Raw genomic sequence first — 6,603 nt, 5'->3', positions numbered from 1 at the left:
GTGAAGCCAAGGCCACAGAGGTATAGTGTGAAAAAAGCCAATAAAAACAATGCCAGTCAGGCTTAACTGACTGGCATTAGCATCATGGATGCCGGTTTTTGTTTGACGAAGAGAGGTGCGGCTTAGCGCAGGATCATCTCGTCACGGCCCGGGCCGACGGAAACCATCGGAACCGGTACGCCGAGCAGCGCTTCGATACGCAGCACGTACTGCTGGGCTGCGCGCGGCAGCTCTTCGAAGGTGCGGCAACCGGTGATGTCTTCGCTCCAGCTTTCCATCTGCTCGTAAACCGGCTTCAGGGCAGCGGTTTGCGGCCAAATCGGGTTCTCGGTGTGGGCACCTTCGTAGGCCACGCAGATCTTCAGATCCGGCAGACCGGTCAGGCAGTCCAGCTTGGTCAGGGCCACTTCGGTGGCGGCTTGCAGCTCGACACCGTTCTTGGTGGCGACCGCGTCGAAGTAACCGACATCACGGGGACGGCCGGTGGTGGCGCCGAACTCGTTGGTGATCTTGCGGAACTCGTCCTGGTTCTCCATGGCGGTCAGCAGGGTACCGGTACCGACAGAGGAGCTGAATGCCTTGGCCACCGCGATGACGCGCTCCGGACGCAGTGCCGGCAGACCGCCACCGATACCGGCGTAGGCGCCAGATACGTGGGAGGAGGTGACCCAGGGGTATTCGCCGTAGATCAGGTCACGGCCAGCGCCCAGCTGCGCTTCGAACAGCAGGGTCTTGCCTTCCGCCTGCAGCGCTTTGAGCGGCATGCTGACGTTGCAAACGGCGTCGATCCACGGTGCAGAGACTTCCAGCAGCCAGTCGGCCATCTCCTGGGCAGTCTGGGTGAATTCGAAGGAGGGGTAGATTGCCTTCATCTGCGGCAGTTTCCAGTCCAGCATGAACTGGATGCGCTCGACCAGCACTTCCGGCTGTTTCAGCCAGCCGACCAGGATCGCTTTCTTCATGACGCGATCGCCGTAGGCAGGGGCGATGCCCTGACGGGTAGAGCCATAGGCGCCGTCACCCAGACGTTGCTCTTCCAGGGTATCTTCCAGTGCGTGCAGCGGCAGGCAGAGGGTGGCGCGGTCAGAGATGGCCAGCTTCGGAGTCACGCCGGAGGCTTTGACTTCATCCAGTTCGACGGTCAGTTTCTCGGGGCTGATCACCATGCCCGGGCCGAGGACAACCAGGCAATCCGGGTTGAATACGCCACTCGGAACCTGGTGCAGCTTGAAGGTGCCAAGGTCGTTGACCACGGTGTGGCCAGCGTTGTTGCCGCCCTGGAAGCGAATGCTGGCGCCAGCTTGACCTGCCAGATAATCAACGATGCGGCCTTTGCCTTCATCACCCCAGTTAGCACCTACGACTACGATAGACGACATGACTCTTTCTCCTAAGACGTTAGGCGTCCATCCTAGGAGCCTGATGCGGATTAGAAAAATTAATTATCTTTATAATTCCGATAAGAAAACCATATAATTGTGGCCAATTAAGCGGCAAACCGCCCAAATTTGCCGAGCAAGCCCCGCACATCGCGGGTTGAGGGACTCTTATGCTGGACATTCACTGGCTGCAAACCTTTGTCACCCTGGCCAGATTGCAACATTTTGGCCAGACCGCCACCGAGCTGCACATGACCCAGCCCAATGTCAGCCTGCATATCAAGCGGCTGGAACAGGCGACCCGGGTGCGGTTGATTGAGCGCAGTCCGTTTCGCCTGACTCAGGCGGGGGAGCGGCTGCTGCAAAGCGCCGAGCGCACCATCGCCGAATTGCAGCTCTGTCAGTCCGATCTCAATGCCCTCAACCAGCTGAGTCAGGGGACGCTGGCCATTGCCGCCAGCGACATCATCTCCCGCCTGCTGCTGATCCAGCCGTTCCAGCGCTTCAAGCGGGAGTTCCCCGGCATCGACCTCACCCTGTTCAATACCACCTCGGATCAGGCCGCCGAGCTGGTCAAAGCGGGCAAGGCGGATCTGGGTTTTGTCATGGCGCAAAAGCGCAGCGAGCCGCTCTTCTATACCGAGCTGCAACAGGTGACCTGGTGCGCGCTGGGTCACGGCCTCGCCCGTTGGCAGGCGCGGGCGGTGGCGGGAGAGAGCGATCCGCTTGATGAGCCGACCCTGATCCTGCTCGGTCACGATACCCGTACCCGGGCGCTGATCGACCCGTCCCTGCCGCTGCTGGCCTTGCCCCCCTGTCGCATCATGGAGGTAGGCAGCGTCGACGCCCAGCTGGATTGGGCCGAGGCGGGGTTTGGCGTCGCCATCGTGCCTGACTTCTCCCTGCATCCGCGCCTCAACCTCACCGCGCCGGTCACCAGCCTGAGCGACTTTCCCGGTACCAGTCTGGGCTACGTGGTGCGTCAGAATCAGGTGTTATCAAGGGCCATCAAGCAGCTGCTGCACTGGGTGGAGGAGGAGATCCAGAAGCCCAACCCCTATCTGACCCGGGGAGTGGAGCCGTAGCGGGGCGGCAAGGTGATCGCGCCAATCAAGGTGATTGCGCCGCTATCAATTGCACCACTATCGAACGCGCGTAAACAATCAGGGCAGCCGAGGCTGCCCTGATGTATTTGTTGGAGCTGACCACTCAGGGCTGCAGCGGTGTGGCTGCGCTGGCGGCAGGGGAGGGAGGTGTGTCGGTTTTATCCTGCTGCGGGGTTCCGCCAGTCACCGCGCTACTGGCAGGCTGGGTTGCCTGCTCTTGCGGCGCAGTTGCCGCAGAGGTGCTTTGCGGCAGTTCGGTCGAGATAGCAGCCGATGGCGCCGTTGACACAGCGGAAGAGGTTGAGGGGGCCTCGCTCTCAACCTCGGTAGCGGGCGCCGTTGGATCAGGGATCACCTCGAGCACCTCTTCGGGCAAGGGTGTGGCCTCTGTGGCTTCTGTCGCCACTGCGGCACTGCTGGTGGCGGTGGCGTCGGAGGGGGCCTCAAGGGGGATTGCCGTCCCGTCGGCGGCACTCACCTGCTCTGCCGTTGGTGCTGCCTCCGAGGTTGATGGCTCAGCTGTTAACTGCTCCGGCGCCAACTGTTCCGCGGTTAACTGCTCGGGGGTCAGTGACAAGGGGGCTGGCGGCTGATCCGACATCCCCGCATGGAGGGGCAGCTCGGTTTGCGCCTGCAACTGCTCGGGGGTCACCTTGCTCAGGGCCGGATGCAACCGGCTGAACTGCTTGATCCGGGCCAGCAGGGTATCGCGCACGGTACGAACGATAGGATCTGGCAGGCTGGCCAGCGCCACCAGCTCGGCACTCATCCCGATATTATTGATGGAGGCCGTCTGCCCCAGATAGAGGTTGGCGGCGATGTGGCTGCGCTGGTAGTAGGGGTGTTGCTTGAGCAGCGTGTCGATCTGCTCCCCTTCGATGGGGATGAGGCGCACCTTGCAGCGGCTGATCAGATCGCCAACCGCCTGACTGGGGTGACCGGCTACCACAAAAGCGGCATCCAGCGAGCCATCGCACAGTCCTTCCAGCGGTTCGCTGTTCGATTTGAGCTGATAGGCGACAAACTGCCCGGGTTGCCATCCCATGGCCGCCATCAGGGCCTGGCTGGTGATCTGTTCACCGGCGCCGCTGTTGCCCGGATAGACCCGTTTCCCCTCGATATCCGCCAGAGTGGTGATGCCGCTGTCGGGGGCGGCCAGCAGGGTCAGCGACTCCTGATAGAGGCGAAACAGACTGCGCAACTGGTGGTTGGCACCCTGCCCGCTGAAGGGGCCGGTGCCGTGCAGGGCGTGATGCAACACATCGGACTGCACCAGCGCCAGCTGTACTTCCCCCTTGCCGAGCGCCTTGAGGTTGGCCATCGAGCCACGGGTGCTCTGCACGGTGCAGCTGTCCCCGTGCAGGGCATGGTCGGCATTGAGCACCCGGCAGATGGCGCCGCCGGTCGGGTAGTAGACCCCGTTGAGCGGGCCCGTTCCTATGGTCAGCGCCTGGCTGCCAAAGGGGAGCAGCGCAGAGAGTGCACAGAGGGGGAGCAGAAGGTGATGCAAGATCCGTAGCGACATAATTGACCGTTGACTGAGTTGACCGCGGGCTGATAACACCGGGTAAAAGGGATGGGGCTTGCCCATCCCGTTGCTGGCTGATCAGGGCTTGCTGTGGTTGAGGATCGCCCGCTCCATCCGCGCCAGCGCGTCGCTCAGCCGTGCTTTGGTGCAGCCGAAGTTGAGCCGCACAAACTGGCCGTCGCCAAACTGGGCACCGGGGGAGAGGCCGACCCCGGCCTGCTCGAAGAAGGCGATGGGATCGGCAAGGCCAAGGGCGCTCACATCGAACCAGGCCAGATACGTCGCCTGATGGCTGGCCAGCTTGACGCCGGGCCAGCGGGCCACCGCCTGCTGGATCAGGGCCAGATTGGCCGCCAGATAGTCGAGCTGCTCGGTCAGCCACTGCTCGCCACCCTCATAGGCCGCTTCGGCGGCGACAAAGCCCAGCAAATTGACATCGGCGCTGATGCCGCGCATCGCCTGCTGTAGCCGGAAGCGCAGACGGGCGTTGGGGATGATGGCGAAGGCGCAGCAGAGACCGGCGATATTGAAGGTCTTGCTCGGGGCCATCATCACCGCGCAGCGCTCGGCCGCCTCCGGACTGATGGCGCCGTAGGGAATGTGGCGGGCGTTTTTATCCAGCAGCAGATCGCAGTGGATTTCATCGGAGCAGATCACCAGATTGTGGCGCGCGGCGATGGCATCGATGGCCAGCAGCTCGTCACGGGTAAAGATGGTGCCGCCCGGGTTGTGGGGGTTGCAGAGCAGCAGCAGGTCCGCGGCGGGAGCCTGACGTTCCAGTTCAGCCAGATCCAGCACCCAGCGACCGGCTTCTTCTACCATGGGGACGGTGAGCAGGGGACGATCATTGAAGCCCGGCGCCTGCAGGAAGGGGTAGTAGACCGGCTTGGGAGTGATGATGCCGCGGCCATGCTGGCTCCACGCCTTGCAGGCGAGGTTGAGTCCCGGCACCACGCCCGGCAGGAATACCAGCCATTCGGGTTCGATTGTCCAGCCATAGCGGGCAGCCATCCGTTCGATAATGAGTTCGATCAGGCGTGGCGAGGGGCGTGAATAGCCGAAAATGCCGTGGGCGACCCGTTTGGTCAACGCCTCTATCACGGACGGGGGGGAGACAAAGTCGGTATCGGCAACCCACATGGGCAGCACATCCTGACCCTTGTACTTGTCCCATTTCAGGCTCATGGTGCCACTGCGGTCTACTTCCTGATCAAAATCAAACATGCGAACTCCTTGTGCTGGCAGGATGGGCTTTCACTCTACGGGGTCGCGGCTTCCCTCGCAAGGCGCACACCCGCTTATGCCATCCTTGAGCCCGCTCTTGATAATGGCATAAGATAAGCGCCGAATTTTCATACGGCTGCCGAGCGTTAGCCCGTATCGTCCTTCCAATCAGTGGTAACCCTATGAGCTTGTCGATAGCGGCGGTCAAACGCCCGGACCCCGTCTCTCTTTCGTTTCTTGCCGTGACCTTTATGACCGGCGTCGCGGTGGCATTGCAGGTGCCTACCTTAAGCCTGTTTCTGGCCGAGGAGGTGCAGGTGCGCCCCTTTCTGGTCGGGCTCTTCTATACCATCAACGCCGTGGTGGGCATTCTGGTCAGCCAGTGGTTGGGCCACCGCTCCGATAACAAGGGGGATCGCAAGCGACTGATCCTGCGCTGCTGTTTTGCCGGGGTGGCGCTCTCCCTGCTGTTTGCCTGGAACCGCAACTACTGGCTGCTGGCGAGTCTGGGGGTCATGCTGGCGGCGCTGGCGGCTACTGCCAGCCCACAACTGTTTGCGCTGGCGCGGGAGTATTCCGACAGCCGCAACCAGCGGGCGGACATGTTCAGCTCGGTGATGCGGGCTCAATTTTCGCTGGCCTGGGTCATAGGTCCGCCCATCGCCTTCGCGCTGGCCATCGGCTACGGCTTCGAGTTGATGTACCTGGCCTCGGCACTAGCCTACCTGCTCTGCGCCCTGGTGGTGTGGCGCTGGCTGCCCTCCCTGCCGCTGCCCAAGATGGATGAAGATATCGAGCGGGTCAGCAGTTGGCGGGATCCGGCAGTGCGGGCGCTGTTTATCGCTTCCACCCTGATGTGGACCTGCAACAGCATGTACCTCATCAATATGCCGCTTTACATCACCCGCGAGCTGGGGTTGGAGGAGAAACTGGCAGGTATCTTGATGGGCACGGCAGCGGCGCTGGAGATCCCCTTCATGTTGCTGGCGGGTTACTACACGGCCCGCTTTGGCAAGCGCCCCATGATGTTGCTGGCGGTGCTGGCCGGTGCGGCCTTTTACACCGGTCTGGTGACTCTCACCGATCAATACGCCCTGATTGCCTTGCAGCTGTTCAACGCCATCTTCATCGGTATCGTGGCGGGGATCGGCATGTCCTACTTTCAGGATCTGATGCCGGGGCGGGCCGGGGTGGCGACCACCCTGTTTGCCAACAGCATCCGCACCGGCTCCATCATGGCGGGGGCCATCGCCGGTGTGGTGGCGGAGGTGTGGAGTTTCCACGGGGTCTTTATGGTGGCGCTGGGATTGGCACTGGCGGCGCTGGCCGCCTGCTGGCGGGTGCCCAACGTCTGACGGGGTGATGT

Annotated in this window: 5 protein-coding genes; 2 read left to right on the top strand and 3 right to left on the bottom strand. The window is 62.3% G+C overall.

All coding sequences use genetic code 11. The features are described from left to right. Positions 1–122 precede the first annotated feature (122 nt). Entirely contained in the window at positions 123–1,379 is a 1,257-nt protein-coding gene (locus BSP75_RS02105) for an adenylosuccinate synthetase (RefSeq protein ID WP_033136130.1), read from the bottom strand. 170 nt (positions 1,380–1,549) lie between these two features. Here BSP75_RS02105 and BSP75_RS02100 point away from each other — a divergent pair, with 170 nt between their 5' ends. Continuing rightward, positions 1,550–2,464 (top strand): LysR family transcriptional regulator, encoded by a 915-nt coding sequence (locus BSP75_RS02100; RefSeq protein WP_042061332.1) that lies wholly within the window; start codon positions 1,550–1,552, stop codon positions 2,462–2,464. 124 nt (positions 2,465–2,588) lie between these two features. Here BSP75_RS02100 and BSP75_RS02095 read toward each other — a convergent pair whose 3' ends face one another. Next, positions 2,589–4,010, bottom strand: coding sequence for a TAXI family TRAP transporter solute-binding subunit (locus BSP75_RS02095; protein ID WP_075112049.1), 1,422 nt, complete (start codon positions 4,008–4,010; stop codon positions 2,589–2,591). 81 nt (positions 4,011–4,091) lie between these two features. After that, positions 4,092–5,237, bottom strand: coding sequence for a PatB family C-S lyase (locus BSP75_RS02090; protein WP_075112048.1), 1,146 nt, complete (start codon positions 5,235–5,237; stop codon positions 4,092–4,094). 182 nt (positions 5,238–5,419) lie between these two features. Here BSP75_RS02090 and BSP75_RS02085 point away from each other — a divergent pair, with 182 nt between their 5' ends. Further along, positions 5,420–6,592, top strand: a complete 1,173-nt coding sequence (locus BSP75_RS02085; RefSeq protein ID WP_042061338.1) for an MFS transporter — start codon at positions 5,420–5,422, stop codon at positions 6,590–6,592. The last annotated feature ends 11 nt before the right edge of the window (positions 6,593–6,603 follow it).

It is taken from the genome of Aeromonas sp. YN13HZO-058 (genome assembly GCF_001921245.1).
Taxonomy (GTDB): Bacteria; Pseudomonadota; Gammaproteobacteria; order Enterobacterales; family Aeromonadaceae; genus Aeromonas; species Aeromonas allosaccharophila.
This window is presented reverse-complemented; position numbering and strand designations above follow the sequence as displayed.

Bases quoted from the DNA above. Each gene is read 5' to 3' on its own strand.
- BSP75_RS02100 (WP_042061332.1), top strand. From the start codon at position 1,550: ATGCTGGACATTCACTGGCTGCAAACCTTTGTCACCCTGGCCAGATTG.
- BSP75_RS02085 (WP_042061338.1), top strand. From the start codon at position 5,420: ATGAGCTTGTCGATAGCGGCGGTCAAACGCCCGGACCCCGTCTCTCTT.
- BSP75_RS02090 (WP_075112048.1), bottom strand. From the start codon at position 5,237: ATGTTTGATTTTGATCAGGAAGTAGACCGCAGTGGCACCATGAGCCTG.
- BSP75_RS02105 (WP_033136130.1), bottom strand. From the start codon at position 1,379: ATGTCGTCTATCGTAGTCGTAGGTGCTAACTGGGGTGATGAAGGCAAA.
- BSP75_RS02095 (WP_075112049.1), bottom strand. From the start codon at position 4,010: ATGTCGCTACGGATCTTGCATCACCTTCTGCTCCCCCTCTGTGCACTC.